Annotated in this window: 23 protein-coding genes, 1 tRNA gene and 1 pseudogene; 11 read left to right on the forward strand and 14 right to left on the reverse strand. The window is 64.7% G+C overall.

The genetic code is table 11. The annotated features are described in order from the left end of the window. The first annotated feature begins 97 nt into the window (after positions 1 to 97). On the forward strand, positions 98 to 454 hold the full coding sequence (locus tag I6F36_RS00090; protein ID WP_225170847.1) for a hypothetical protein: 357 nt from the start codon (positions 98 to 100) through the stop codon (positions 452 to 454). 139 nt (positions 455 to 593) lie between these two features. On the opposite strand, the gene I6F36_RS00095 is transcribed toward I6F36_RS00090, so the two are convergent. Both I6F36_RS00095 and I6F36_RS00100 read right to left on the reverse strand, forming a co-directional pair. Further along, the gene (locus tag I6F36_RS00095) at positions 594 to 998 is read right to left on the reverse strand and encodes a cupin domain-containing protein (protein ID WP_036012436.1); all 405 of its coding nucleotides are present in this window, start codon (positions 996 to 998) and stop codon (positions 594 to 596) included. A 23-nt stretch (positions 999 to 1,021) separates the two neighbouring features. Continuing rightward, positions 1,022 to 1,720, reverse strand: coding sequence for a ribonuclease activity regulator RraA (locus I6F36_RS00100; protein WP_036012452.1), 699 nt, complete (start codon positions 1,718 to 1,720; stop codon positions 1,022 to 1,024). 257 nt (positions 1,721 to 1,977) lie between these two features. On the opposite strand from I6F36_RS00100, the gene pxpB reads away from it, so the two are divergent. The 3 genes from pxpB to I6F36_RS00115 are packed head-to-tail and all read left to right on the forward strand — an operon-like array spanning position 1,978 to position 4,546. Continuing rightward, positions 1,978 to 2,709 carry a 5-oxoprolinase subunit PxpB gene (gene pxpB / locus I6F36_RS00105; RefSeq protein WP_225131385.1) on the forward strand — a complete coding sequence of 244 codons (732 nt, stop codon included), beginning with the start codon at positions 1,978 to 1,980 and terminating at the stop codon, positions 2,707 to 2,709. Next, complete coding sequence (locus tag I6F36_RS00110; protein ID WP_225170848.1) at positions 2,706 to 3,743, forward strand: biotin-dependent carboxyltransferase family protein; 1,038 nt, start codon at positions 2,706 to 2,708, stop codon at positions 3,741 to 3,743. The genes pxpB and I6F36_RS00110 overlap by 4 nt, the downstream gene beginning before the upstream one ends. A 32-nt stretch (positions 3,744 to 3,775) precedes the next feature. Continuing rightward, entirely contained in the window at positions 3,776 to 4,546 is a 771-nt protein-coding gene (locus I6F36_RS00115) for a LamB/YcsF family protein (protein ID WP_225170849.1), read from the forward strand. Between the two features lie 109 nt (positions 4,547 to 4,655). Here I6F36_RS00115 and I6F36_RS00120 read toward each other — a convergent pair whose 3' ends face one another. From I6F36_RS00120 to I6F36_RS00145, 6 genes are all read right to left on the reverse strand, one after another. Then, positions 4,656 to 4,808, reverse strand: coding sequence for a hypothetical protein (locus tag I6F36_RS00120; protein WP_036012446.1), 153 nt, complete (start codon positions 4,806 to 4,808; stop codon positions 4,656 to 4,658). Positions 4,809 to 5,032: 224 nt separating this feature from the next. Beyond that, positions 5,033 to 6,649 carry a sulfite reductase subunit alpha gene (locus I6F36_RS00125; protein ID WP_225143710.1) on the reverse strand — a complete coding sequence of 539 codons (1,617 nt, stop codon included), beginning with the start codon at positions 6,647 to 6,649 and terminating at the stop codon, positions 5,033 to 5,035. Beyond that, positions 6,646 to 8,430: a NirA family protein gene (locus tag I6F36_RS00130; protein ID WP_074447961.1), complete on the reverse strand. Its 1,785-nt coding sequence runs from the start codon at positions 8,428 to 8,430 to the stop codon at positions 6,646 to 6,648. Before I6F36_RS00130 ends, I6F36_RS00125 begins: the two co-directional genes overlap by 4 nt. Before the next feature lie 334 nt (positions 8,431 to 8,764). Further along, positions 8,765 to 9,928 (reverse strand): CmpA/NrtA family ABC transporter substrate-binding protein, encoded by a 1,164-nt coding sequence (locus tag I6F36_RS00135; RefSeq protein WP_225131410.1) that lies wholly within the window; start codon positions 9,926 to 9,928, stop codon positions 8,765 to 8,767. Next, entirely contained in the window at positions 9,925 to 10,515 is a 591-nt protein-coding gene (locus tag I6F36_RS00140) for an ANTAR domain-containing response regulator (protein ID WP_036012463.1), read from the reverse strand. The genes I6F36_RS00135 and I6F36_RS00140 overlap by 4 nt, the downstream gene beginning before the upstream one ends. Positions 10,516 to 10,762: 247 nt before the next feature. Beyond that, entirely contained in the window at positions 10,763 to 11,326 is a 564-nt protein-coding gene (locus I6F36_RS00145) for a hypothetical protein (RefSeq protein WP_036028100.1), read from the reverse strand. A 280-nt stretch (positions 11,327 to 11,606) separates the two neighbouring features. On the opposite strand from I6F36_RS00145, the gene rimO reads away from it, so the two are divergent. Then, positions 11,607 to 12,926 (forward strand): 30S ribosomal protein S12 methylthiotransferase RimO, encoded by a 1,320-nt coding sequence (gene rimO, locus I6F36_RS00150; protein ID WP_225170850.1) that lies wholly within the window; start codon positions 11,607 to 11,609, stop codon positions 12,924 to 12,926. Between the two features lie 100 nt (positions 12,927 to 13,026). Here rimO and I6F36_RS00155 read toward each other — a convergent pair whose 3' ends face one another. Continuing rightward, positions 13,027 to 13,968, reverse strand: a complete 942-nt coding sequence (locus I6F36_RS00155; protein ID WP_057029232.1) for a hypothetical protein — start codon at positions 13,966 to 13,968, stop codon at positions 13,027 to 13,029. 123 nt (positions 13,969 to 14,091) lie between these two features. On the opposite strand from I6F36_RS00155, the gene I6F36_RS00160 reads away from it, so the two are divergent. The 4 genes and pseudogenes from I6F36_RS00160 (at position 14,092) to I6F36_RS00175 (ending at position 17,642) form a co-directional block, all read left to right on the forward strand. Next, a complete protein-coding gene (locus I6F36_RS00160; protein ID WP_225170851.1) occupies positions 14,092 to 15,249 on the forward strand; it encodes a tetratricopeptide repeat protein in 1,158 nt (385 codons plus the stop codon). Positions 15,250 to 15,351: 102 nt separating this feature from the next. Further along, positions 15,352 to 15,995: pseudogene (locus I6F36_RS00165) on the forward strand (hypothetical protein). 264 nt (positions 15,996 to 16,259) lie between these two features. Then, positions 16,260 to 17,450, forward strand: coding sequence for an acetylornithine transaminase (locus I6F36_RS00170; RefSeq protein WP_225170852.1), 1,191 nt, complete (start codon positions 16,260 to 16,262; stop codon positions 17,448 to 17,450). Positions 17,451 to 17,566: 116 nt separating this feature from the next. After that, a tRNA-Arg gene (locus I6F36_RS00175) sits at positions 17,567 to 17,642 on the forward strand. 1 nt (position 17,643) lies between these two features. Here the strand turns inward: I6F36_RS00175 and I6F36_RS00180 are convergent. From I6F36_RS00180 to pcsA, 3 genes are all read right to left on the reverse strand, one after another. Beyond that, complete coding sequence (locus tag I6F36_RS00180; protein ID WP_225158504.1) at positions 17,644 to 18,618, reverse strand: quinone oxidoreductase; 975 nt, start codon at positions 18,616 to 18,618, stop codon at positions 17,644 to 17,646. An 86-nt stretch (positions 18,619 to 18,704) separates the two neighbouring features. Next, positions 18,705 to 19,430 carry a TerC family protein gene (locus I6F36_RS00185; RefSeq protein WP_036012482.1) on the reverse strand — a complete coding sequence of 242 codons (726 nt, stop codon included), beginning with the start codon at positions 19,428 to 19,430 and terminating at the stop codon, positions 18,705 to 18,707. Beyond that, positions 19,427 to 20,164: a phosphatidylcholine synthase gene (pcsA, locus tag I6F36_RS00190; RefSeq protein WP_225131431.1), complete on the reverse strand. Its 738-nt coding sequence runs from the start codon at positions 20,162 to 20,164 to the stop codon at positions 19,427 to 19,429. The genes I6F36_RS00185 and pcsA overlap by 4 nt, the downstream gene beginning before the upstream one ends. A gap of 129 nt (positions 20,165 to 20,293) precedes the next feature. Here pcsA and I6F36_RS00195 point away from each other — a divergent pair, with 129 nt between their 5' ends. Then, entirely contained in the window at positions 20,294 to 21,478 is a 1,185-nt protein-coding gene (locus I6F36_RS00195; protein ID WP_225170853.1) for a UbiH/UbiF family hydroxylase, read from the forward strand. Positions 21,479 to 21,497: 19 nt separating this feature from the next. Here I6F36_RS00195 and I6F36_RS00200 read toward each other — a convergent pair whose 3' ends face one another. Beyond that, on the reverse strand, positions 21,498 to 22,451 hold the full coding sequence (locus I6F36_RS00200) for an AEC family transporter (RefSeq protein ID WP_036012489.1): 954 nt from the start codon (positions 22,449 to 22,451) through the stop codon (positions 21,498 to 21,500). Between the two features lie 106 nt (positions 22,452 to 22,557). Between I6F36_RS00200 and hspQ the strand changes: the two genes are divergently transcribed. After that, a complete protein-coding gene (gene hspQ / locus I6F36_RS00205; protein ID WP_024341905.1) occupies positions 22,558 to 22,890 on the forward strand; it encodes a heat shock protein HspQ in 333 nt (110 codons plus the stop codon). Between the two features lie 74 nt (positions 22,891 to 22,964). On the opposite strand, the gene I6F36_RS00210 is transcribed toward hspQ, so the two are convergent. Beyond that, positions 22,965 to 23,795 carry an invasion associated locus B family protein gene (locus I6F36_RS00210; RefSeq protein WP_036012492.1) on the reverse strand — a complete coding sequence of 277 codons (831 nt, stop codon included), beginning with the start codon at positions 23,793 to 23,795 and terminating at the stop codon, positions 22,965 to 22,967. Between the last annotated feature and the right edge of the window lie 124 nt (positions 23,796 to 23,919).

Genomic DNA, 23,919 nt, shown 5'->3' on the forward strand with positions numbered 1-23,919 from the left:
CAGGCTCACACAGCCCCCTGCGCACGTGACAGCCCTCACATCGCCGGTTCCGCACGCGTGTCACGGTCCCCCGCATGGTCAACCACAGGGGCGTGTCATGAACGTGTTTCGCAAGGCTCTATTCGCCACCGCCGTCGTCATCGCTGTCCCGCTCGCGCAGGCCGACGCTGCGACAAGCACGTTCGATGGCGCGTGGAACGTCCGCATCGCGTCATCAAGCCAGGCCTGCGGCAACGGCGCGACTGTCTCCATCGGCATCAATAATGGTCAGATCGCATCGAGCAGCACCGCGGTGACGGCGTCGGGCCGTGTCGCCGATGCCGGCAACATCAAGGTCACCCTGAGCACCGGCATCAAGCGTGCCGTCGGCTTCGGCCGGCTCAGCGGCGCGTCCGGCTCCGGCACCTGGCGCGGCGCCATGTGCACGGGCACGTGGACCGCGGAGAAGATTTAGGTGCCGTGTCCCGGACAAGCGGCAGCGCGAAGCGTTGCCGCGCAGAGCCGGGAACCAGTGCTCTCAGTGGGTCGAAGATCTGGGTCCCGGATCGGCGACGCATCGCCTTGGGCGATGCGTCTTGTCCGGGACACGAGAGTCAGCCCACCGCCGCGCCATACTCCGCGTCGGTGACCGGCTCCAGCCAGGTCGAGTAGACGCCGTCGAGCGCTTCCTGCATGGCGATGTGGCACATGCCGTTGGTCGGCGATGCGCCGTGCCAGTGCACTTCACCCGGCGGAATCCAGACGGTGTCGCCGGGACGGATTTCCTGGACCGGGCCGCCCTTGGTCTGAACGCGGCCGACGCCCGAGATCACGTAGAGCGTCTGCCCGAGCGGATGGTGGTGCCAGTTGGTGCGCGCGCCCGGCTCGAATGCGACGCGCGAGACGTTCAGCCGTGCAGGCGCCGGCGCCATGTTGATGGGGTCCTGCCACACGGTGCCGGTGAAGTGTTCCTTCGGCGCGCGGCGGGTCGGCCGCGTGCCGGCGAGCGTGATGTCCATGAGGGTCCTCGTTCCTTTGTCCGTTACTTCTTGCTGGCGGCGTAGCGCGCCTTGGTTTCGGCGTTCATGGGATAGAGGCCCGGCAGCACCGCGCCGTTGTTCACCTCGTTGACGATCCAGGCTTCCATCCGCTCCTGCTCGACGCCCTCATTGAGGACATGATCGAGCATCGCCTGCGGGATCAGCACGCAGCCGTCCTGGTCGGCGACCACGATGTCGTTCGGGAAGACGGCAACGCCGCCGCAGCCGATCGGTTCGCCCCAGCCGACGAAAGTGAGGCCTGCAACCGACGGCGGCGCGGCATAGCCGTCGCACCAAACCGGCAAATTGGTGCCAAGCACGCCCTCGACGTCACGCACCACGCCGTCGGTGACAAGCGCGGTGACGCCGCGCTTGACCATGCGCGCGCAAAGGATGTCGCCGAAGATGCCGGCATCGGTGATGCCCATGGCATCGACCACGGCGATGCAGCCCTCCGGCATCGCCTCGATCGCGGTGCGGGTCGAGATCGGCGACGACCAGGATTCCGGCGTCGCCAGATCCTCGCGCGCCGGCACGAAGCGCAGCGTGAAGGCCGGTCCCACCAGCCGCGGCAGGCCCGGCCGCAACGGACGCGCGCCGCGCATCCACACATTGCGCAGGCCCTTCTTCAGCAGGACCGTGGTGATGGTGGCGGTGGTGATGCCGGCGAGGGTCTTGCGGGCTTCGGGGGACAGCGACATGGACGAGAACGAGCTCCAAGGTGCGGGACAGAACGCGCGCATCTTGCGAGCCGCGAGCTTTGCGTCAAGGGCCAAGAGGCTAGCAATTACGCAGGGCCGCAGCGCCGTTATGCGATGCGATAACAAGGCTTTATCGCTTCCCCTTGCATTAATTTATTGGACTTGCGGGCACATTTACGCGAAGCAGGGACAAGCGGAACTCAAGGTCGAGCCCGCATTCCCGAGAAGCCCGATTACGACAGCGCTCTGACAGCTCAATGGCCGCGACGCTTCCCCCGCCCCGCCTTCTGCCCAGCGGCGACAGTGCCGTCACGGTCGAGTTCAGCCGCACCATCGACGACGATGCCAACCAGCGCGTGTTGGCGCTCGACAAGGCGCTGCTAGCTGCGCCCATCGACGGCATCACCGAGACCGTGCCGACCTATCGCTCGCTGCTGGTCCATTACGATCCCGGCGAGATCGGCTTTGAGGCGCTCGGCGAAAAGATCCTCCCGATCGCCACCCGGCCGCTGCCGCCGGTCACCAAAGCGCGCCGCTGGCGCGTTCCCGTCGCCTATGGTGGCGAGCACGGCATCGACCTCGAGGACGTCGCCAAGACGTTGGGCACCACGCCGGATGACATCGTCGTCAGGCATTCGCGCGGCGACTATAAAGTCGCCATGATCGGCTTCACGCCGGGCTGGTCCTATCTCAGCGGTCTCGACAAATTCCTGCACATGTCGCGGCGGCAATCGCCACGGCTGCTGACGCCATCAGGCACGATCTCGATCGGCGGCGTCCAGGCCGGCATCCAGTGCTTGGCCGCCCCGAGCGGCTGGCACCTGCTCGGCCGCACCCCGGTGCGAACCTATCAGCTCCACCGCAATCCGACCTTCCTCACCGAGCCCGGTGACCGCGTCACGTTCTACCCGATCGACCACAAGACATTCGAGGACATGGACCGCGCTGCGGAAGCCGGCGAGATCGTCGCTGAGCAGGTGGACGCATGAGCCGGCTCGTCGTTGCCAGCATCGGCCCTGCCAGCTCGGTCCAGGACGGCGGCCGCCACGGCGCGCAGCGCTACGGCTTGACCGTGAGCGGAGCGATGGACCGGCTGTCGCTTGCGGCGGCGAACACGCTGGTCGGCAACGAGCCGTTCGCGGCCGCCATCGAGATCGGCCCGTTCGGTGCCTCCTTCACCGCCCGCGACGGCGCCGTGCGCGTGGCGATATCGGGCGCGCCGCGCAATGCGGACATCGCCGGCAGCCCGGTCGCGATGGACACCTCGGTGACGCTCAAGGATGGCGAGACGCTGACGCTCGGCTTTGCCCGCGGCGGCGCCTTCACCTATCTCGCGATCGAAGGCGCCATCAAGGGCGAGAAGGTCTTCGGCAGCCTCGCGGTGAACGCCCGCGCCGGCCTCGGCAGCCCCTATCCGCGCCCGCTCCAGGCCGGCGACGAGTTCACGGTCGATGCCGCCAGCGGCGCACCGGAGCTGCGCATCGAGCTGCCGAAGCCGGCGAGCGGCCCGATCCGCGTGCTGCTGGGTCCTCAGGACGACGAGTTCGACGACGCCAACAAGGCGCTGTTCTTGGACAGCGAATGGAAGATCTCGGCGACCTCCGACCGCATGGGCTACCGCCTCGAGGGCCCCGCGATCAAGCATCTGCACGGCCACAACATCGTCTCCGACGGCACGGTCAACGGCAGCATCCAGGTGCCCGGCAACGGCGCGCCGATCGCGCTGATGATGGATCGCGGCACCTCCGGCGGCTATCCGAAGATCGCAACCGTGATCACGGCCGACATCGGCCGCCTCGCCCAGACCTCGGCAGGAACCGCGTTCCGCTTCAAGGCGGTCAGCATGGCCGAAGCGCAGGACGAGGCGCGCAAGTTCGCGCAAGCGATCCGCAGCCTGCCCGATCGCCTGCGCTCCTCCGACATCGTCGCCCTCAACATCGAGGCGCTCAGCGATGCTAACGTGGCGGGCTATGCGGTCAGCGCGGTCGATGCCGGGACGTGGCAGGTCACGGCGGAGCCGTAAGCGACAACAAGACCAGAGGCGGAGAGCAACCCATGAAGACAGTCGATCTGAATTGCGACCTCGGCGAAGGTTTTGGCGCGTGGGAGATGGGCAACGACGCCGCGATGATCGAGCTGGCAAGCTCGGTCAACGTCGCCTGCGGCTTCCATGCCGGCGACCCCGACATCATGCGCCGGACGGTGGAGCTTGCGAAGGCGCGCGGCGTCTCGGTCGGCGCGCATCCCGGCTATCGCGACCTGCACGGCTTCGGCCGGCATCCGATCGCAGGGCTCAAGGCCTCCGAGATCGAGAACCTCGTCGCCTATCAGATCGGCGCGTTGCAGGCGATCGCGACCGCGGCCGGCTACAAAGTCACCCATGTGAAGGCGCACGGCGCGCTCTCCAACGTCGCCTGCGAGGACGACATGACGGCGAAGGCGATCGCCGCCGGCATCAAGGCGGTGGATCCCAGCCTGATCTTCGTCGTGCTCGCCAATTCGAAGCTGGTGAAGGCCGGCGAAGACGCCAACCTGCCGATGGTGCACGAGGTGTTCGCCGACCGCGCCTATGAGGATGACGGCAACCTCGTCTCACGCAAGAAGCCCGGCGCGGTGCTGCACGATGCCAAGGCGATCGCCGACCGCGTCGTGCGCATGGTGCAGGACGGCGCGGTGGTGTCGGTCACAGGCAAGGTCATCAAGATGCGCACGGATACAGTGTGCATCCATGGCGACACGCCCGGCGCGGTCGAGATCGCGCGCGGCGTGCGGCAGGCGTTGAAAGCTGCGGGGATCGATGTGGCGCCGTTCATGCGCGGGGCGTGAGCAGGGTTCGGTGTCGTAGGGTGGATTAGCGAAGCGTAAGCCACCTCTTCTGCTGCAGCCATACAAGTGGTGGGTTACGCCTTCGGCTAACCCACCCTACGCAGACACATCAAAACGGATGCACCGAGAGGGTCCCGAACACGATCGCCGCGATCACCGCAAACGCGCTGTACATCGCAACGTGGTGCATGCTCGCCCCGGTCCGGCGCGAGAGCGAGCGCGCGTAGAAGTGCAGCCTGGCTTCCGCCGATAGTCCGCGCATGGTCGATCTCCAACGCCCCATTTGCGGGAGTATGAAGGATCAACCAGAGCGGGAGGCAAGACGGTGGCGGAAATAGCGATGAGGGTTCTCTGGAGGCCCCCCATCGCAGATGCAAATTCTCTTCACCAGCAGGTTCCGAGAATCTTATTCGTTAGAATCCAAGCCAGTTGGAACCGGGACGGATGACAATCGGATGACGCCCAACCCCGAGAGGAGTCGTCCGACTAGTACACGTCAGCCTGGAAGCGGCCGGTCTTCTTGAGCTCGGCGACGAAGCTGACGGCTTCATCGGTCGAACGTGCCCCGAACTGCGCGACGATGTCGACCAGCGCGCGCTCGACGTCCTTGGCCATGCGCTTGGCATCGCCGCAGATGTAGAGATGCGCGCCCTCGGCGAGCCAGGTCCACAATTCGCGGCCAACCTCGCGCATGCGGTCCTGCACGTAAAACTTCTTCTCGCCGTCGCGCGACCAGGCCAGCGACAGACGCGTCAGAAGCCCTGAGGTCTTCATGGCGTTGAGCTCGTCCTGATAGAAGAAGTCGCAATCGCTGCGCTGATGGCCGAAGAACAGCCAGTTCTTGCCGGGCGCGCCGGTCGCCTTGCGGTCGAACAGGAAGGCGCGGAACGGCGCGATGCCGGTGCCGGGACCGACCATGATGATCGGCGTCTTCGGGTCCTGCGGCAGGCCGAAATTGTGCGCCTTCTGCACATAGACCTTGAGCTTCTCGCCTTCGTTGATCCGCTCGCCGAGAAAGGTCGAGGCGACGCCGAGCCGCCTGCGCTTGCCGATGACGTAGCGCACCGAGTCCACCGTCAGTGACAGCTTTCCCGGCGTCGCATTGTGCGAGGACGAGATCGAGTAGAGCCGCGGCTGCAGCGGCTCCAGCGCCTCGACGAAGGCCTCGGGATGCGGCCGCGTGCCGGAAAACTTCTGCAGTGCCGCCATCACGTCGAGCGTCGCGGCATCCCCATCGGGATCCTCTCCCTGCGCCAGCGCCCGCGCCTTCTCGCGCTGCGCGCCGCCGGTGATGAAGGAGATCAGCTCGAACAGCGTGTCGGGCGCCGGCGACAGCGAGACGTCGTCGATCAGCACCTCGCGCAGCGTCTTGCCGTTGACTTTGGTCGTGTGGGAGGCGCCGAGCAGCGCGATGACCTGGTCGACGAGGCCGACGTCGTTCCGCGGGAAGACGCCAAAACTGTCACCAACCACATAGTCGAGCTTGCCCTCGGAGAGATCGAACTCGATGTGATAGGTCTCCTTCTCCGACTTGCCCTTGTTGAGAAGACGGCGCGACAGGAAGGTCGCCTGGATCGGATTGTCCCGCGAGCGGCCGGGCTCTGCGATCGTCACGGTCACAGCCGGCGCCGGAGCGCCGGCCTTGTCGGTGCTCTTGTCGGTGGTCTTGGCCGCGGGCGCCTTGTCCAGCTCCTCGTACAGCGATTTCAGCATCCGCGCGGTTTCCTTGCCGCCGGGGACGCACAGATTGAGCCGCGCTTCGCTACGGCTCGCGATTGCTTCCGAATAATCGTGGCAATTGTAGCCGCACTGGCCGCAATCCTGCTGTGCCATCGCCGCCATCATCTTGCGGCGCAAGGGACGGCCTTCGGCAAGCTTCATCCGCTCGGCGATCGGCATGGTCTGGTCGTGCCACGGCGCTTCGCCGTCGTCGCCGTCACCGGCCTGCATGACGGCGGCGCCCTGCTCTGCCGACAGCGGCGTTGCGACGTCAGGCGACAAAAGCCCGGCAAAGAAGCCGTTCAGCCAGGAGCGCTGCGCATCCGAGAACGGGGCGCTGGCGGGGATGATATCGAGTTTCGGCGGAGGCGTGATCTGGTTCATGCGGACACCTGTGCATCGGCAAGCTTGCGCAGCGTTTCGCCGTCATGGCGGCGCGCGAAGGAGAGGAAGGTTTCGTCGGGCGAGGCGCGGTGGGCGAGATAGGCCTTGAGCAGCGCCTCGACCGTCTTCGGCGCGTCCTCGGCCTTGAGGTCGTGATAGACCTCCTGCCCGACATCGGCGTCGGGGCCGAACCCGCCGCCAGTGAAGAGGTGATAGCCCTCGACGGTGTCCTCCTCATTGATCGGCACGCGCGCGCCGATCAGTCCGATGTCGCTGATGTAGTGCTGCGCGCAGGAATGATGGCAGCCGGTCAGGTGGATGTTCACCGGCTTGTCCATCGCGACGCGCGGCTCGCACCAGTCACCGATCTCCGCGGCATTGCGCTTGGTATTGGACGCCGCGAAGCGGCAGCCGGCATTGCCGGTGCAGGCGATCAGGCCGGCGCGGATGTGCGAGGCCTCGACCGCGAGCCCGATCTGCTTGATCGCGGCAATGGCGAGCTCGACATTCGCGTCGCGCACGCCCGAGATCAACAGGTTCTGCCAGACCGTGAGCCGGATCTCGCCGTCACCGAGATCTTGCGCCACCTTGGCGAGGCCCCGCATCTGATCGGAGGTGAGCTTGCCGAGCGTGAGCGATACGCCAATCCAGTTGAGGCCGTCCTGCTTCTGCTTGTGCACGCCGATATGTGCCATGCGATCCGCCGCGGGACGCGGCGCGAACGCCTCTTCCGGCACGCGCGTGAACGGCGTCTTCAACCGCTCCTCGACCAGCTTGAGGAAGCCGTCATGGCCCATCGCGTCGAGCACGTATTTAAGCCGTGCCTTGTTGCGGTTGGTGCGGTCGCCATGCTCGATGAACACGCGCACGATGGCGTCGGCGACGGCGGTCGCCTGCTCCGGCTTGACGATGATGCCGGAATATTTCGCAAAGTCTTTGTGACCGGTGATGCCGCCGAGGCCGAGCCGGAACCAGACGCCGGGCTCGACGCCGAAACCGTCCTTTACCTCATAGGCCGTGAAGGCGATGTCGTTGGTCTCTTCAAGCACCGCGATCCGGCCGGCGCCGTCGAAGGCGACGTTGAACTTGCGCGGCAAACCGTAGAGCGAGCGGTCGTTGAGGATGTGGTAGTGCCACTCGCGGGCATAGGGCCGCGTGTCGATGATTTCCTGCGGATCGATGCCGGCGGTCGGCGTTCCCGTCACGTTGCGGATGTTATCGGCGCCGGAGCCGCGCGAGCACAGGCCGAGCTCCTGGATGCCCTCGATCATTCTGATCGCGTGCTTCGGCGGAATCTCGCGCAGCTGGAGATTGGCGCGCGTCGTCACGTGGCTGTAGGGGCCGCAGAGCTCGTCGGCGAGATCGGCAAGGCCCGACAGCTGCCAATGCTTCATGATGCCGTTCGGGATGCGCAGGCGGCACATGTAGGAGTCCTGCGTCGGCGCGACGTAGAAGATGCCGTAATAGCGCCAGCGGAAATTATCCGCCGGGCTCGGCGGGGTGTTGTCGAGGGCCTGCTGGCGCAGCCGCGGATAGGCGTCGAAGGGGTGCTCGTCGCGCTTGAACTTCTCCTGATCGGCGAGCTTCTTGCCCGACGCGATCACCTTGTCCTGCGCCTTGATGTGCACGGCATCGGGACCCACAGGCTCGGCATTCGCCTTGCCGCTGCCGCCACCACCAAGGCCGCGGCCGACGCGGCTGATCTGCAGGCCGGTCGTGAAGCCTTCGAGATAGCGTTTCTGCTCGTCGGTAAAGTCGACTGAGACCGTATCGATTTTCATGGTGTGTAACGAAGCTCCTGCGGCCACCTTCGGTGGCTTCGACGGATTGCGCGACCCGCGAGGAACGTCAGGCTGGCTCAGGAGCCGGCTTCGTTACTCACGGTCCGATCAGCTTCGTTGCTGCGGGACTTGGCTCAGCAGGCACCTATGACAAGCTGGCCGCAGCGCAACATTCAAGTTGCGTGCCAGCTTGGTCGAAATAAAAACCAATGAAGTTTCAGATAATTAGGACGTCACCCGGAAACTGCCGGCTTGGGAACTCTCCCGAAATACGAGCAGCCAGCTCAAACATTAGCCAAGGATCTTAGTTGCTCAAAAGCGAAGCAACCGCGAATCAGGCCTTCCAGCGCCCGACCCCGAAGGCCTCGAGATGCCCGCGGATATCGTTGGGGTCGAAGGCCGGACCGGCAAAGGCGCCGAACGCTGCGGGACCCTCAGGCGGCGCCCTGTTGCCGAGCGCCGCGTCGTAGAGATCGGGCCTGAACACCGCCATCGCCGTCTTGACCCCGTCAGGGGTGAGCGCCGTCTGGCCCCAGCGCACCATTTGGGCATAGAGCCAGGCGGCCTGGACCGAATCGGGACGCCCTGCCCCTTCGCGTCCGACCAGCAGGTAGCGGCCGCTTTCGCGGAAGGTGCCATCGGGCGAGATCTTCAGGCGCCCCGTCAGGGTGCGTTGGATGACCTCGGCGTCGACGCCGATCCGTTCGGGTTGGGCCAGGATCTGCGCCGCCTCGGTCCGGTTCTCGGGATGCTCGATGAACTCGGCGGCCTTCACGGCTGCCCGCACCAGGGCTGCGACCACGTCCGGGTTCTTGTCGGCAAAGGTCTGGCGGACCGCCAGCACCTTCTCCGCCGCACGCACCAGAATGTCGGCGACGAAATGCAGGATATGGCCGATGCCGAGATCGACCGCGACCGAGTTCCAGGGCGCGCCGACGCAGAACGCATCGACATGGCCGTTCTTGAGACTGTCGACCATATAGGGCGGCGGCAGCACCACGAGGCGCACGTCCTCGTCGGGATCGACGCCCGCCGCCGCCATCCAGAACCGCAATTGATAATTGTGGGTGGAGAACGGGAAGGTCATGCCGAAGGTGAGCGGCTCGGCCCCTGCCTTGCGGCGCTTGGCAACCACCTTCGCCAGCGCTTTCGCCGTCGCCATCGGGTCGAAGCGATCGCCGTCGATCTCCTCCATCAGCGCGGCATGGAGCGCCGGCGACACCGTGATAGCATTGCCGTTGATGCCGAGATTGAAGGCCGCGGCGATCGGCACCTTGACGTGACCGAGCCCGAGCGAGGACGCGATCGCCACCGGCGCGAGCAGATGCGCGGCATCGAACAGGCCGATATTGAGCTTGTCGCGGACGTTGGACCAGGAGACCTCGCGCACCAGCTCGACCTCGAGCCCCTCGGCGGCGGCAAAGCCCTTGTCGACCGCGACGATCAGCGCGGCGGCATCGACCAGCGGAATGAACCCGATGCGGAGGGGAACGGTCATTTCAGCATCTCCGACGCGGTGATGATCGACTGCGCGATCTCGCCGATTTTCTTCTTCTCGCGCATCGCGGTGGAGCGCAGCAGCACATAGGCCTCGTCCTCGGTCAGGCCCTTCACCTTCATCAGAATGCCCTTGGCGCGCTCGATGATCTTGCGGTCCTCGAGCTGCGACTTGGTGCGCTCCAGTTCCTCCTGGAGCTTGGCGAAGGCGTTGAAACGGGACACGCAAAGGTCGAGGATCGGCTTGATGCGCTCCTTCTTCAGCCCGTCGACGATATAGGCCGACACCCCCGCCTCGACCGAGGCCTGGATCGAGGCTGAATCGCTCTGGTCGACGAACATGGCGACCGGCCGCTTCACCGCGCGGCTGACCTGGAACATCGCCTCCAGCACGTCGCGGCTGGGGTTTTCGAGATCGATCACGATGATGTCGGGGTCCGCCGCATAAATACGGGCCAGCAGGCTCTGCATCTCGCTGATATGGACGACTTGGGTAAACCCGGCCTCGCGCAATCCCTCCTCCAGGATCGCGGCCCGGATCGGGCTTTCGTCGACGATCACGATTTTGGGCGACTGTTCGGCGCTCATGGCTCACTCACGGCAGCTGATTCATCCATAGCACGCCGGATCGCCCTGCAAAGGGTTGTAATTATGGGCAATTGGGACTAGCTCAGGCCGGTCAATCAGGCAGATTAGATATGGATCAGACGGCTGCGCCCAAGGTCAGCTTCGGGTCGCTCGGGTGTCCCTGACACGACGAATGTAAACTCTCCGTGCCGCCCTCCCGCAAGAAAACGCTCGCGCAGCCTTCAGCTGCGAAGCAGAACTCATGCTCTCACGGAATCTTCGCGCCAACGATCATCTTGTCGAGAAGTGGCACCGCGGCCAGCACCGCCGCCTCAGTGCGGCCGGAGACCGCTAGCCGCACGACGTAGGAATTGCCGTCCTTGTCGAGATCAGCGTAATGCGCGATCACTTCAACCGGCTGGTCCTTCAGGGATGGATTGTCGTAGCGGTTGATGACGACCTTGGGGTTGACCGAGGGAAGCGTAGTGATCTTGGCATTCTTGCCGGATGTCGTCGCCCAATCGCTATCGCTCGTTGCGATCCATTGAACCAGTTCGGTGCGGTCCTCGTTATAGCGGCCTTCGGCATAGATGATTGCTTCTGCTTTACCGAATGTCTTCCCTTTGGGAACGAACATCGATGCGCCGTATTTGAGACTCGCGGCCTCATCCCTCGTCCACCCGTCGGGTGCCTTCACGCGAGGCCTGAATTCCGGACACAATCGTTCCTGCCGATCGCAGACATGGATGATCTTGTCGACTTCAGCGCGGGCCGGAAACATGGCGCCATAGGAAACGGTAACGAAAGCCAAGCCGAAGATGAAGCGGCGCATAGTGGTTAAGCTCCGTGAAATCAAGCAAGAAACCGAATAACAACCAAAACGGGCGTGTTCGAGCAATTCACCTCGGATCCTCCACTCGCTCGATCCGAATGAGCTTCCAGACCAGGAACCGTCAGTCAGTAATACCGTCGCTGGTGACTGGCCGATCACGCCAACTACGCGCGCGTACTGCTTTAGCCACGCGCCGCATACGTTAGTTGTTGAATTTCGCCATCGGTTCAATTACTTGGATCGCAAATCCAGACAATTCAGATAGGCTCCAGGCGATTACATGGACAGAGCGCCGCGCATTTCATTCACGTCACTCGGGTGTCCCAAGGCCTTAGTGGATTCCGAGCGCATCATCACGCGGCTGCGCGCGGAGGGCTATGAGCTCGCCCGCAAGCATGACGGGGCGGACATCGTCATCGTCAACACCTGTGGCTTCCTCGACAGCGCCAAGCAGGAATCGCTCTCGGCGATCGGCGAGGCCATGGCCGAGAACGGCAAGGTGATCGTGACCGGCTGCATGGGCGCGGAACCGGAAGCGATCGAGCAGGCCTATCCGGGCGTGCTGTCCATCACCGGCCCGCAGCAATATGAGAGCGTACTGGACGCCGTGCACCGCGCGCTGCCGCCGGCGCACAATCCGCATCTCGACCTGGTGCCGCCGCAGGGCATCAAGCTGACCCCGCGCCACTACGCGTACTTGAAGATCTCCGAAGGCTGCAACAACCGCTGCACCTTCTGCATCATTCCGAAGCTGCGCGGCGACCTCGTCTCGCGCCCCGCCGATGACGTGCTGCGCGAGGCCGAGCGCCTCGTCGGCGCCGGCGTCAAAGAGCTCCTGGTGATCTCGCAGGACACCTCAGCCTACGGCGTCGATCTCAAATATGCCGAGAGCCCGTGGAAGGACCGCCAGGTCCGCGCCAAATTCCTCGACCTCGCGCGCGAGCTCGGCGAGCTCGGGGCCTGGGTCCGGCTGCAATATGTCTATCCCTACCCGCATGTCGACGAGGTCATCGCACTGATGAACGAGGGCAAGGTACTGCCCTATCTCGACATCCCGTTCCAGCATGCGAGCCCCGAGGTGCTGAAGGCGATGAAGCGTCCGGCGGCGCAGGACAAGACGCTGGCGCGGATCAAGCGCTGGCGCGAGGAATGTCCGGATCTCGCCTTGCGCTCGACCTTCATCGTCGGCTTCCCCGGCGAGACCGATTCCGACTTCGCCTATCTGCTCGACTGGCTCGATGAAGCCGAGATCGATCGCCTCGGCTGCTTCAAATACGAGCCGGTCGCCGGCGCCACCTCGAACGCGATCGAAAACCCGGTGCCCGAAGAGGTTAAGCAGGAGCGCTACAACGCGCTGATGGCCCGGCAGCAGAAGATCTCGGCGCGCCGGCTGAAGCGCAAGGTCGGCACGCGGCAGCAGGTCATCATCGACGAGGTCGGCCCGACCGTCGCCAAGGGCCGCTCCAAAGCCGATGCGCCGGAGATCGACGGCGCGGTGTACCTGACGAGCCGCCGCCCGCTGCGCGTCGGCGAGATCGTCACGGCGAAGATCGAGCGCGCCGACGCATACGATCTGCACGGCAGCGTCGCGGGGTTCTGACCGCGTTCCGTCATTGCGAGCGTAGCGAAGCAATCCAGAATCCCTCCGCGGGAACAGTCTGGATTGCTTCGCTACGCTCGCAATGACAGTGTGGAGACAATCACGCCAGCCATTTCGGCACCCAGCGCTCCGGCCTTGGTGCACGGGCGAGATCGGCTTTCGCCTCGGAGAGCAATGCCGGTTCGCCGTCGATGGTCGGGCGCGCATCGTATTCGAAGCTCGGCATGACGCGGCCGTCGGCGTAGAGGCCGAACCTCATCGCATACCATAACCCGAGCTCAGGCTGAGCCTTCCACATCTGTTCGCGCAGCTCGCGCAGCAGGGATTCGATCGAAGCGGCTTCCTCGAACGGCTGCGGCCCGCGCGTCAGCACGCGCGCTTGGTATTGCTTGCCGACGATCGCGACCTCGAAACGCGTCTTATCCCAGGCATTCTTGCCCTTGGGCAGATGGGCGGCCAGCCGCCAGCCGAGTTCGGCCATCATGCGATGGTTAGCCCAATAGTCCTCACGGTCCCGGCTCCATTTTTCCATGAAGCCGCGGAAATCAGGCAGCTCCGGGGGCCCGTCGTCACACGCCGCCTTGTCGCCAACGGGCTGTCCAGCGAGCCACTGCGCAAGCTCGACGGTCTGAGGCTCGACTTCGTCATGCGGCTTCAAATCGCTCCAGGCCCTGTCGAATTGCTGCGACGTCAGCCTCGTCAGCAGCGCATCGAGGCTCGGCGCCAGCAATTCGTAGTCACCCTCGGATCCCAGCCCGACGATCGGTGGATTGTCACGATCAAGACCCGCGCCATACCAGCCGCCAACGGCCGAGCCGTCAGGCAGGCGCATGAATAGCGAGAACCGGTCGCGCAAGGAACTGCCGTCGACGATCGGCGCGGAGTCCGAGAATTGGCCCTGCAGCGAGAAGCAGCCGACGCTGCCCCAGGGACGCCCCTTCAGCCAGGCCGCAAAGTCGACCAGCAGCGGCGGCGCCTCGATGCCAGGCGGAAACGCGCCGCGAATGCTGTCGAGGTCGATCGGATAGGGCGTATCGGACAAGGCTTTGAGCTATCTGGTTGGTCCCGCCTTCTTGGTCTGGGCGGTGATGCATTCGGTTCGAACCAAGTCGCGTCCTTCGATCACAAACGCGCTAGAGGCGCAATGGTTTCGACGCGAGAAACAATGAAACACGATGAAACGTCAGGGATTCTCCTCAAGCTGTCCGCAATCGGCCTGACGATGGCCCTGCTCGCGCTGCCAGCCCCCGCCTACGCGCGATCACCATCCGCCGCGCAGGCCCGCCAGTGGTGCTTCGCAAATGACGGCGGAGGCAGTGACGACCGGCGCTTCGCCGGCTGCTCGGCCCTGCTCACGGCCAATCCCGACGATGTGCACGCGCTCGCCAATCGCGGCGAAATGTTTCGGCGACGTGGGGAGCCCGAGCGCGCCGTGGCGGATTTCAGCCGTGCCATCGACCTCGGTGCGAAGGATCCCGACATCCTGTACAATCGCGGCATCGCCAATGACGATCTCGGCGACGCCGATCGCGCCATTGCCGACTACACGCGCGCCATTCGGCTGAACGCCCGCGACCCGCTCTATTTCAACAACCGAGGCAACTCCTACATTCACAAGAACGCTTACGAGCTCGCGATGGCCGACTACGATCGGGCCATCGAGCTCGATCCGAAATTCGCGCTCGCCTATTTCAATCGCGGCACCGCCTTCAGCAACCACGGCGACGATGCGCGTGCACTTGCGGACTTTAATCTGTCGATCAAGTTCGACCCGAACTACGGGCCGGCCTACGGCAACCGCGCCCGCATTTATCGCGACCGCGGCGACCGCCCCCGAGCGCTGGCCGATTTCGCCAAATCGGTCGATCTCAGTCCGAACAACGACCGCGACTACTATGCGCGCGCGAACATGTATTTCGATACGCACGATTATGCGCTGGCACTCGACGATTACGACCGCTCCATCAGAGCGAATGCGAACCGCGCGGACGTGTTCAATTCGCGCTGCTTCACCCGCGCGATCGTCGGCCGTCTGCAGGAGGCGCTGGCCGATTGCGAGCAGTCGCTCAAGATGGCTCCCAACGATGCCTACACGCTGGACAGCCGCGCCCTTGCCCATCTCAAGCTCGGCAATCTCGACGCGGCGATCGCCGATTACGATGCCGCGCTGAGCATCAAGCCGGGGCTCGACGGCTCGCTCTACGGCCGCGGACTGGCGAAGCGCAAGAACGGTGACAGCGAAGGCGCCGTGCGCGACATCGCGGCCGCAAAGGCGATCAACGCCGGCATCGCCGATGTGTTCTCGCACTATGGCGTGGAGTAAGCGTCACGTCACGTTAGGAATGTGACACTATAATGCATTCACGCAGCGGTCACGGACTCGGCCTAACTCTGCCCGCGTCTTCAGCGCGAGCGAGGAATGAGGATGAGCCGCCTCTCGGACATGCTGCGCACGCAGCGCTTCGACGATTACCGCTTCTACCACCAAAGCACCGTCAACCAGACGCTGCACCTGATCAGCGCCGTCATCTTCCTCGGCTGCTATGCCCTGCTGTTCAAGGACCCTGCTCTCGCCGGCATCGTCGGCTGGCTCGCGATGCTGACGCGGCAGACCGGGCATTTCTTCTTCGAGCCGAACGGCTATGACGCCGTCAACGACGTCAGCAACCACTACAAGGAAGCGGTCAAGGTCGGCTACAACCAGACCCGCAAGATCGTGCTGCTGCTGCTGGTCTGGGGCAGCGCGCCGCTTGCGCTGTTCGCTTTTCCGACGCTGTTCGGATTGTTCGATGCGCCGGCGTCCCGCCTCGATTTCGTCCGGCATGTCGGCGCGCTCTGGCTCGCCATCGGCATCGCGGCGGACTTGCGCGCATGCTGCAGCTCTTCGCCACCCGCGACGTCACCACGGGCTTGGTCTGGGTGTTCAAGGTGCTGACCGACCCCTTCCACAACATCGCGCTGTACTGGAATTCGCCGCTCAAGCTGCTGCGGGGCGAGCTGATCGACACCGCAATCGCGGACGCGGATTGGGGCGATGCAGAGGCCGAGGAAGCCGCGCACCCGACCTGACCGATGCACGCTCGGCGTGCATCTTGAAAAAAGCCTGCTTGACAAGTCCTGCCATTCGGCTGTACGGACCCGCCCCATGATCAACGCCCGGACCAACCAGCGCACCGAAATGCTCCGCCGTCGCTCCCGCGACGACGAGAGGGTGCGCCATGTCCGAGGACGCCGCTGAACCACTGAATTCAGCTAGTTTTCGAGAAAGGCCGCACCCGCAAGGTGCGGCCTTTCTGCTTTTTGCGCCCTTTTTTTCCACCCCTGGAGTACGACATGACCACGCATCCGTATAACGCGCTGATGGACATCACCGCACGGCCAAAGACCGTGTTCGTCCGCGGCGCCGGCTCCTACCTCTGGGACGACAGCCGCAAGCGCTATCTCGACTTCGTGCAGGGCTGGGCCGTGAACTGCCTCGGCCATTCCCCGCCCGCGATCGCCGATGCGCTCGCAGCTCAGGCCAAGCGGCTGCTGACGCCGAGCCCGGCCTTCTACAACGAGCCGAGCCTGAAGCTGGCGCAGGCGCTGGTCGAGAACAGCGCGTTCGACCAGGTGTTCTTTGCCAATTCGGGCGCGGAAGCCAACGAGGGTGCGATCAAGCTCGCGCGCAAATACGGCAGCCTGCACAAAGGCGGCGCGTTCGAGATCATCAGCTTCGAAGGCGGCTTCCACGGCCGGACGCTGGCGACGATGTCGGCTTCGGGCAAGAAGGCGTTCGAGCCGCTGTTCGAGCCGAAGGTCGCGGGCTTCAAGAAGGCGAAGCTGAACGACATCGCCTCAGTGGAAAAGCTGATCAACGCCAACACCGTCGCCGTGATGCTCGAGCCGATCCAGGGCGAATCCGGCGTGTGGCCTGCGACCGATCAGTTCCTGCAGCAGCTGCGCGCGCTGACCGAGGCGCACGGCCTCTTGCTCATTTTCGACGAAATCCAGACCGGCATGGGCCGGACCGGAAAGCTCTTCCACTATGAGCATACGGGGATTGCGCCCGACATCATGACGCTCGGCAAGGGCATCGGCGGCGGCGTGCCGCTCGCAGCCCTGCTCGCGACCGAACGCGCCTCATGCTTCGAGCACGGCGACCAGGGCGGCACGTTCAACGGCAACCCGATCATGTGCGCGGCAGGCCTTGCGGTGCTTGAGGAGATCAAGAAGCCCGACTTCCTGAAGCAGGTGGCCGAGACCGGCCTCTTGCTCGAAAGCGAGCTGCAGAAGATTTCGGCCCGGCATGGCCTCGGCGGCGTGCGAGGACGCGGCCTGTTGCTCGCGCTCGACCTCAAGCTGCCGATCGCACCGGGCATCGTCGCACAGGCGTTCGAAGCCGGCGTGCTGCTGAATGCCCCACAGCTCGACAGCTTGCGCTTCATGCCGGCGCTGAACGTCACGAGGAGCGAGATCGCCGAGATGATCGAATGTCTCGACGCGATCTTGACCAAGGCCGGCGCGGCAAGACGCGTCGCGTAGTGCTGTAGGGTGGGCAAAGCGAAGCGTGCCCACCATTCAAACTGTCGTTGCGAATTGGTGGGCACGGCGCGTTACGCCTTTGCCCCACCCTACGACAGCCAGTTCGAAGGTGGTAGGGTTCCGTAGCTCAATGGACAGAGCACCGCGTTGCGGGCGCGGAGGTTCGAGGTTCGACTCCTCGCGGGACCACCATCTACGGCTTCAAGATCGAAGCCCCCGTGGTCTTGCGGCTTTCGAGATCGATATGCGCCTTGGCGGCGTCCTTGAGCGCGTAGGCGTGGTTGATCGGCACGTGCAGCTTGCCGTTGATGACCGCGGCGAACAGGGTGTCGGCACCTTCGAGCAGTTCCTTGCGCGTGCCGACATAATCGTTGAGCTTCGGCCGCGTCGCGAACAGCGAGCCGTGATTGTTGAGCTCGGCGATCGCGAACGGTGGCACGGGGCCCGACGCATTGCCGAACGAGACGAACATGCCGCGCGGCTTCAGGCAGGACAGCGAGCCCGGGAACGTCGCCTTGCCGACGCCGTCATAGACGACGTCGCAGCCCTCGTTACGGCTGATCTGCTTCACGCGCGCAACGAAATCCTCCTCGTTGTAGAGGATGACGTGATCGCAGCCATTGGCCTCCGCAAGCTCGGCCTTCTCGCGCGAGCCGACGGTGCCGATGACATGCGCGCCAAGCGCCCTCGCCCACTGGCAGGCGAGCAGGCCGATGCCGCCGGCGGCGGCGTGGACCAGCACGCGATGATGCGGCTCGACCTTGAAGGTCTTGTGCAGGAGATACCAGACCGTCAGCCCCTTCAACATCAGCACGGCACCCTGCTCGTAGGTGATGTGATCGGGCAGTTTGACCAGCTTCTCCCAGGGGATGTTGCGCTCGCCGGTATAGGCGCCGAGATTGTGGTAATAGGCGACGCGGTCGCCGGGATGAAAATTCGTCACGCCTGGCCCGACCGCGACCACCTCGCCGGAGGCCTCATTGCCGGCGATGAAGGGCAGCTCCGGCGCCTTGTAGAGGCCGGTGCGGTAATAGACGTCGATGAAGTTGAGGCCGACCGCGTGCTGGCGGATGCGCACCTCGCCGGGCCCGGGCGCCGGCACGTCGACGCTCTCATAGACCAGGGCTTCGGGGCCTCCGACCTTGTGCACACGGATGGCTTTCGTCATCACCTGACCTCCTCTTCGTGCGGCTGAGCGAAAGCTATCGCGCCCGCCTTGTCAACTCGACGCCGACTGGAAACGACCCAACGCGACTACTTGGCGGCTTTCCGGCGGTTGCGCCTGGCCAGCACATTGAAGAACTCCACCGCCGCCGAGAACGCTATTGCGAAATAGATGTAGCCGCGCGGAATGTGGAAGTGGAATCCGTCCGCAACCAGCGCGACGCCGATCAACACCAGGAAGGCCAGCGCCAGCATCTTGGTGGTCGGATGCTCCGCGACGAATCGCGCCACCGGACCCGCCGAAACGTACATGACCGCGCATGCGATCACGACCGCCGCGATCATGATCTTGATGTCCTCGGCCATGCCGATCGCAGTGATGATCGAGTCCAGCGAGAACACGATGTCGATGATCACGATCTGGACGATCACCCAGAAGAAGGCGCTGCCTGTGGAGTCCTTCTCGCTCGCGTCGTGATCGGATTCGACCTCGCCGTGAATCTCATGTGTGGCCTTGGCGATCAGGAAGAGGCCGCCGCCGATCAGGATGAGATCGCGCCAGGAAAAAGCATAGCCCTGAATCGAGAGCACCGGAGCGGTCAGGCCGATCAGCCAGACCAGGAGACTGAGCAGGATGAGGCGAAAGACCAGTGCCAGCGCAAGCCCGATCTGGCGGGCGCGCTGCGCCGGTTTCTCGGGAAGGCGCGAGACGAGCACCGAGATGAAGATGACGTTGTCGATGCCGAGCACGATCTCGAGCGCCGTCAAGGTGAGCAGCGCGGCCCAGGCTTCCGGGCTGGTCAGCAGCTCCATCACGCCGATAATCTCGCCAGGGATTTCGCCAACCGGATCAAGGCATCGCTGAAGCTGATCCAGAGCGCGATGGCGCAGAGCACGACGGTCACCCCGGTGCCGACGCGAAAATCCATTTGCAGCGTGTAGAAGGCGAGCAGCGCCCAGACCGCGATCAGCGACATCGTCAGCCAGCGCAGCCGCACCACCCTGACAGGGTGCAGCACATGGAAAGGCACGAACGTCAGCACGACCAGCGCGGCGACCAGCAGCGTCGCCCACAGCGGCGGCCAATGCAGCAGGAACAGATAGAACGCGGCCGCGTTCCAAAGCGCCGGGAAGCCGCGGAAATGATTGTCGTCGGCCTTCATGCGCTGGTCGGCGAAATACAACGCGCTGGTGACGATGATGGCGATGCCGAGCAAGGGAGCCGCTACCGGCAGCAGCATGCCGCTCGCGACGATCGCATAGGCCGGCACGAAGACATAGGTGCAGAAGTCGACCACGAGATCGAGCACGTCGCCCGACCAGTTGGGCTGCACGTTCTTGACGTCGAGCCGCCGCGCGATCGGCCCGTCGATCGCGTCGATGATCAGGGCGACGCCCAGCCATTGAAACATCGCCGCCCAGTGCTCGCGCACGGCCTCCAGCATCGCCAGGAGCGCGATTGCCGCGCCGAAGGCGGTGAAGATGTGTACCGAGAAGGCTGCGGCGCGGATCACCGGTCTCGGCTTCAGGGAATCCTGCTGAATATCCATGGCTTCTGCTATCAGAATGCGACCGGTTTGCACATCCGCCATTGCGGCGCACGATCGCAAAATTCGCCATAAAATCAGGGAAATATAGGTGGGCTTGAATTTGCCGCCCGGCGTGTCAAATGTCGTTCCATGGTAGACGCATCGACACTCCATGACGCGGCCGTGATCGGCGGCGGACCTGCCGGCCTTGCCGCGGCGATCGCCCTGGCGCAGGCGGGTGCCCGGACCGCACTGGTGGCGCGCCGCGTTTCCTATGCCGACAATCGCACCACCGCATTGCTCGGCGCCTCCATCGATCTACTGGAAGGCCTCGACGTCTGGTCGCGCTGCAGGGACAAGGCGGCTGCGCTGGAAGTCATGCGCCTCGTCGACGACACCGGCCGGCTGTTCCGCAGCCCCGAGGTGCGCTTCTCCTGTCACGAAATCGGCCTCGATGCGTTTGGCTACAACATCGACAACCGCTCGCTGATGCTGGCGCTGGAAGCGCGCGCGGCCGAGCTGCCCAATCTCGTCCGCTTCGACGACGAGGCCGAAAGCGTCGTCATCGAGGCCGACGACGTCGCGCTGCGCACGGCGTCCGGACAGTTTCTCTCGGCGCGCCTCGTGGTCGGCGCCGACGGCCGGCACTCGCTGTGCCGCGAGGCTGCTGGCATCGCCGTGACGCGGCGCGAGCTGAACCAGACTGCGCTGACCTTCAACATCAGCCATGCCCGGCCGCATCGCAACGTCTCGACCGAGTTCCACACGCCGCACGGGCCTTGCGTGTTCGTGCCCCTGCCCGGCGACCGCTCCAGCATCGTCTGGGTCGCAGCGCCTGCGGAGGCTGAACGGCTGCGCGGCTTGAGCGACGAGGCGCTGTCGGCGGCGATCGAGAAACAGTCGCATTCGATCCTGGGACGGATGAATGTGGAGCCTGGCCGCAACCTGTTCCCGCTCACGATCGAGCGTCCGAAATGCTTCGGCCGCGACCGTATCGCGCTGGTCGGCGAAGCCGCCCATGTGGTGCCGCCGATCGGCGCCCAGGGCCTCAATCTCGGCCTGCGCGATGCCGCCGACATTGCCCGGCTCGCGGGCGAGGCCATCGCCGCGGGACAGGATCCCGGCGCCGACGATGTGCTCAAGCGCTATGACCGCGCGCGGCGTCCGGACATCTTGAGCCGTACCTTTGCGATCGACATCGCCAACCGCTCCTTGCTCAACGACTTCCTGCCGCTCCAGCCCGTCCGCGCCGTCGGCATGCACCTCCTCGGTGCCATCGGCCCGCTCCGGCGCTTCGCCATGCGCGAAGGCCTGACGCCGACCTGGCGCAGGTAGGTTTGGCGGCCAAGCTCGCTTAAGGAAACGCCAACCGTCCCGTCTGGATCGCCCACATCACGCTGGTCAGCGTGACCACCGAGGCGAAGGTGCCGAGCAGCACCGCGACGGAGGCGGACTCGATCCAGGCATCGTTCTGCCGGGCGATGACGAACACGTTGAGCGCCGGCGGCAGCGCGGCCATCAGCACGGCGGTGGCGGCCCAGGGCTGCGCGAACGGGCCGAACGCCAGCATCAGGGCGAACGCCGCGAGCGGATGGATCAGCAGCTTGACCGCGATCACGCCCGGCACCTCCCACGGCACCCGATCGAACGGGCGGAGCGCCACGGTCACGCCGAGCACGAACAGCGCGGTCGGCGCGGCCGCGTTCTGCAGGAAGGTGATGGTGCGGTCGAGCGCGACCGGCAGCTCGATATGCAGCGCCGCCACCGCCGCGCCGAAGCAAGCCGACATGATCAGCGGATTGAGCACGATCTGCTTCAGCACGACGCCGAAAGCATGGACGAGCGAGGGATGGTCGCGGTCGGAAAGCTCGATCAAGAGCGGCACGATCGTGAACAGGAAGATGCTGTCGCAGCAGAAGATCAGCGCGGTCGGCGCAGCCGCCTTCGGCCCCAGCACCGCAAGTGCGAGGCCCGGGCCCATATAGCCGATATTGCCGTAGCCGCCGGAGAGGCCCGCGAGCGTCGCTTCGCGCAGCGTCAGCCGTCCGAATAGCTTGCCGACCACCAGCGCCAGCGTGAATGCCGCGACGGTCGAGAGCGTCGTCGCCACCAGGAACGGCGGGTTATTCAATTCCGAAAACGGCGTCTTCGACATGATCGCGAACAGCAGCGCCGGCAGCGACACGTAGAGCAGGAAGAAGTTCATCCAGGCGAGCCCCGATTCCGGGATGGACTTGACCTTCCCGCAAGCGAAACCGACGAAGATCAAGCCGAAATAAGGCAGCGCCAGATTGAGGATATCGACCATTGCTGAAGTTTTTTCTGAAGGCTTGGGGGCTATCCGCCCCGGAGACGAAGGTTAATTCCAGCTGAGGGCACTAGCATCGGCCACAATCCTGGTCTATCGACGGGGGATGATTAAAGCGCGGACCGCCAAATTCCAGATCGGACAGGTCGTTCGCCACCGGATCTTCTCGTTCCGGGGGGTGATTTTCGACATCGATCCGGAATTCAACAACACCGAGGAATGGTGGTTGTCGATTCCCGAGGAAGTGCGGCCCCACAAGGACCAGCCGTTCTATCACCTGCTCGCGGAGAACGCGGAATCCGAATACGTCGCCTATGTCTCTGAGCAGAACCTGTTGCCGGACGATTCCGGCGAGCCGGTCCGGCATTCCCAGGTCGCCGAGATCTTCGTCAAGGACAAGGCCGGCGGCTATCGCCCGCGCAATCCCTCGCTGAACTGATCGTCGCCGATCGTCGGCCAGCAAAAAAGGCGCTCGAACCGAGCGCCTTTTTCACGTCCGGGATTTGCTCCCGATTACTTCTGACCGGTCGGAGCCGCGCCCGGTGCGCCACCACCCTGCTGCTCGAGCTTCTTGCGCTGCTCTTCGGCCTTCTTCTGCAGCTCTTCCTGCAGCTTCTTCTGGGTTTCCTCGAACACCTTCGGATCGGTCGGCGGACCGTCATAGGCCTTCTGGAATTCGCCGGCGAGCGGCAGCGGCAGCGTCAGCGGCGCGCCGTTGGCATTGATCGCCTGGACAACGAGATTCTGGCCCTTCTTCATGTTGTTGATGAGCTCGGGCGTGGCCTCGTAGTCGGACATGCAGCCGTTCTGGAAGCAGATCACATAGGGCTGCTGCAGCGGCGCGTTGCTGTCGACGATGATGCGGGTGCCGTGCACGAGCTGCATGCCGAGCGGCAGCGTCACGCGCAGGATCTTCTTGGGCTCGCCTTCCGGCTCGATGATCACGGCCGCGATGACCGGCTGGCCCGATTCGATACGGCCGTCCTTGCCGGTGAAGCAGACCTGCTTGGCATTGGCGTCCTGGCCCTTGAGGCAGAACTTGGTCCAGGGCGCATAGATCAGCTGGATCTGCTGATCGGCGGGCTGAGCTGCGCCCTGTTGCGGGGCGCCTTGCTGCGGGGGAGCCTGCGGGGATGCTGCGGGCGCCGGAGCCTTGGGAGCTGCCTTGGGAGCAGCCGCCTTCGGAGCCGGGGCCGGGGAGGCCTTGGGCGCGGCGGGGGCGCCGGGGGCCGGCGCAGGGGTCTGGGCCTCGGCGGCAAACGGAACGGCCAACGCCGTCGCCGTCAACAGGGCGAGAAGTCGCCCGCGCGGCCGGACGGACGCGGCCAAGTAACGGAAATTCATTGCGGAAAACCCTTTCTGAACGGGAAGTGCCCGAACCGCTCCGAAGCGCCGAACCTGGCCGCCTTGGGCGCGGCTCTCTCCCCGTCAATTGAGGCGGATAAGTGACGGTCTCGACGCTCTTGCG

It is taken from the genome of Bradyrhizobium sp. BRP19, assembly GCF_020194195.1.
In the GTDB taxonomy this organism is placed as follows: Bacteria; Pseudomonadota; Alphaproteobacteria; order Rhizobiales; family Xanthobacteraceae; genus Bradyrhizobium; species Bradyrhizobium yuanmingense.

Bases quoted from the DNA above. Each gene is read 5' to 3' on its own strand.
- I6F36_RS00090 (WP_225170847.1), top strand. From the start codon at position 98: ATGAACGTGTTTCGCAAGGCTCTATTCGCCACCGCCGTCGTCATCGCT.
- I6F36_RS00095 (WP_036012436.1), bottom strand. From the start codon at position 998: ATGGACATCACGCTCGCCGGCACGCGGCCGACCCGCCGCGCGCCGAAG.
- I6F36_RS00100 (WP_036012452.1), bottom strand. From the start codon at position 1,720: ATGTCGCTGTCCCCCGAAGCCCGCAAGACCCTCGCCGGCATCACCACC.
- pxpB (WP_225131385.1), top strand. From the start codon at position 1,978: ATGGCCGCGACGCTTCCCCCGCCCCGCCTTCTGCCCAGCGGCGACAGT.
- I6F36_RS00110 (WP_225170848.1), top strand. From the start codon at position 2,706: ATGAGCCGGCTCGTCGTTGCCAGCATCGGCCCTGCCAGCTCGGTCCAG.
- I6F36_RS00115 (WP_225170849.1), top strand. From the start codon at position 3,776: ATGAAGACAGTCGATCTGAATTGCGACCTCGGCGAAGGTTTTGGCGCG.
- I6F36_RS00120 (WP_036012446.1), bottom strand. From the start codon at position 4,808: ATGCGCGGACTATCGGCGGAAGCCAGGCTGCACTTCTACGCGCGCTCG.
- I6F36_RS00125 (WP_225143710.1), bottom strand. From the start codon at position 6,649: ATGAACCAGATCACGCCTCCGCCGAAACTCGATATCATCCCCGCCAGC.
- I6F36_RS00130 (WP_074447961.1), bottom strand. From the start codon at position 8,430: ATGAAAATCGATACGGTCTCAGTCGACTTTACCGACGAGCAGAAACGC.
- I6F36_RS00135 (WP_225131410.1), bottom strand. From the start codon at position 9,928: ATGACCGTTCCCCTCCGCATCGGGTTCATTCCGCTGGTCGATGCCGCC.
- I6F36_RS00140 (WP_036012463.1), bottom strand. From the start codon at position 10,515: ATGAGCGCCGAACAGTCGCCCAAAATCGTGATCGTCGACGAAAGCCCG.
- I6F36_RS00145 (WP_036028100.1), bottom strand. From the start codon at position 11,326: ATGCGCCGCTTCATCTTCGGCTTGGCTTTCGTTACCGTTTCCTATGGC.
- rimO (WP_225170850.1), top strand. From the start codon at position 11,607: ATGGACAGAGCGCCGCGCATTTCATTCACGTCACTCGGGTGTCCCAAG.
- I6F36_RS00160 (WP_225170851.1), top strand. From the start codon at position 14,092: ATGAAACACGATGAAACGTCAGGGATTCTCCTCAAGCTGTCCGCAATC.
- I6F36_RS00170 (WP_225170852.1), top strand. From the start codon at position 16,260: ATGACCACGCATCCGTATAACGCGCTGATGGACATCACCGCACGGCCA.
- I6F36_RS00180 (WP_225158504.1), bottom strand. From the start codon at position 18,618: ATGACGAAAGCCATCCGTGTGCACAAGGTCGGAGGCCCCGAAGCCCTG.
- pcsA (WP_225131431.1), bottom strand. From the start codon at position 20,164: ATGGATATTCAGCAGGATTCCCTGAAGCCGAGACCGGTGATCCGCGCC.
- I6F36_RS00195 (WP_225170853.1), top strand. From the start codon at position 20,294: ATGGTAGACGCATCGACACTCCATGACGCGGCCGTGATCGGCGGCGGA.
- I6F36_RS00200 (WP_036012489.1), bottom strand. From the start codon at position 22,451: ATGGTCGATATCCTCAATCTGGCGCTGCCTTATTTCGGCTTGATCTTC.
- hspQ (WP_024341905.1), top strand. From the start codon at position 22,558: ATGATTAAAGCGCGGACCGCCAAATTCCAGATCGGACAGGTCGTTCGC.
- I6F36_RS00210 (WP_036012492.1), bottom strand. From the start codon at position 23,795: ATGAATTTCCGTTACTTGGCCGCGTCCGTCCGGCCGCGCGGGCGACTT.